The sequence below is a fragment of the Moorena sp. SIO3I8 genome (genome assembly GCF_010692325.1).
In the GTDB taxonomy this organism is placed as follows: Bacteria; Cyanobacteriota; Cyanobacteriia; order Cyanobacteriales; family Coleofasciculaceae; genus Moorena.
This window is the reverse complement of the sequence record NZ_JAAHHW010000350.1, coordinates 1-1,628: the sequence shown is the minus strand read 5'-3', so window position 1 is coordinate 1,628 and position 1,628 is coordinate 1. Positions and strand designations below refer to the sequence as shown.

Annotated in this window: 1 protein-coding gene and 1 pseudogene; both read right to left on the bottom strand. The window is 42.8% G+C overall.

What is annotated here, in order from left to right:
* A pseudogene (locus tag F6K51_RS36905) lies at nucleotides 1-762 on the bottom strand (bifunctional metallophosphatase/5'-nucleotidase); the annotation flags it as partial.
* Between the two features lie 125 nt (nucleotides 763-887).
* The gene (locus tag F6K51_RS36900) at nucleotides 888-1,088 is read right to left on the bottom strand and encodes a hypothetical protein (protein ID WP_293031041.1); all 201 of its coding nucleotides are present in this window, start codon (nucleotides 1,086-1,088) and stop codon (nucleotides 888-890) included.
* Nucleotides 1,089-1,628 lie beyond the last annotated feature (540 nt).

Sequence of the window (1,628 nt, the reverse complement as noted above, 5' to 3'; positions counted from 1 at the left end):
TGTAGCAGCCAGGGCGTCATAGTCTGTGGGATTTTCCGGGAACACCGTCACTCCATCAGAGGAAGAGATGGTAGGTAGAAGGGGTGTGCTTGCTCCCACAATACCAATTTTATCACCATTGACGGTAATCACTGCAGTCCCTGCAACCTGTCCTGCCGGAATAGTACTGACTTCTTGACCGTTTGCCGTGATCAGGCTTGAGAGGTTAGGGTCTGTGGTAAAATCCAGGTTGGAACTGAGATAGGGAAACAGCGCCCCACGGTAAGCTCCATCTGGTTGAATGATATCCCGCACTTCCTTGCTGCCGAGATCGAAATCGTGATTCCCAAAGGTGGAAGCTTGGATACCCAGTTGATTGTGGATTTCGATATTGGCGTGACCAATACTAGCTTCTCCGACAGGGGTCTCGTTCAACCTAGGGTCGCTGCCAGCAAACAGGAACGGACTGGGAATGTAGTTGTCTCCAGAGGAGAGGACAAGGGTATTGGGGTAGTCCTCTTTGAGGGCATTCAGGACGGCGGAAAACCGAGGAGCATCTTCCAATGCGGCTAGTCCGGCCTCAAAATCTGAAGCATGGAGCAGTTGTAGAGTAAAAGGCTCTGTATCTGAGTCAACAACCTCTGGCTCCGGGTTACTGGTGCCTGTAGAGCCTATATCGGGAATGGGTCGATTCTGTTGTGCTATCACCAGGTAGGCAACGATAGCCAAAACTAGTGCGATCGCAACTGCTACCCCTATTTTCCAAATACGGTTCCAATTCATTCAATATACCTAATAGCTTTTCTGTGCCTTGTTTACCCTATCAAGTTATTGCTCTTTTTTGTGCAATAAGATGCCAAAGCAATACCAAACTTTGACATCCTATCTCTAATCCCTAGTTGTTTAATTCAACTGGCGGCCCAAACCAACGAAAAAGTTAAATATCCCTGCTGTTTCGGACCTATTGCTTGAACCGATTGATTGGCGCTAATACGTGTGAAATATAAATCACCAATCTGGGTAGCCAAAAACTCACTCTGGAACGAACCACGAGAAAGCTGAATCATTTCCATTTGGCTATAAGTCAAAAACTCAGTGAGCTCATCCACATCCGTAAAACGACAGGAAATATAGCGGTTTGCGCTTAAATAGAGTATAATATAATAACTATTATAAAACTCCAATTATGAAAGCCTATTCTGTTGATATAAGACCGAAACTTATCACAGCTTATCTAGACTGTGTTCGCGTAGCGTGGCCTTTGGCCAAGGCTCAATGACCCGTTTAGCTAAAAGGGTTAAAGTGAGTCGCAATTTTGTATTTAGAATTATTAAAAAATTCAAAGAAACTGGAAATATATCACCGGGCAAACAAGGGAATAACCGAGCATCTAAATTAGAACCATTCACGGAATTTATCAAATCTATGTTGTCAGATCATCCATCATTAACTCTCTCGGAAATGGTGGAAATACTTGAAAAAGATAAACAAATTACTGTACACCTAACTACCTTGAGTAGATTCCTGAAAAAACTCAACATAACACGAAAAAAAAAGTTTATATGCCAGTCAAGCTAAAACGGAAAGAGTAGCTAATTTAAGACTTTTATATTGGCAAACAGTTACTAGTTTTTTAGTCAAAAACCTAG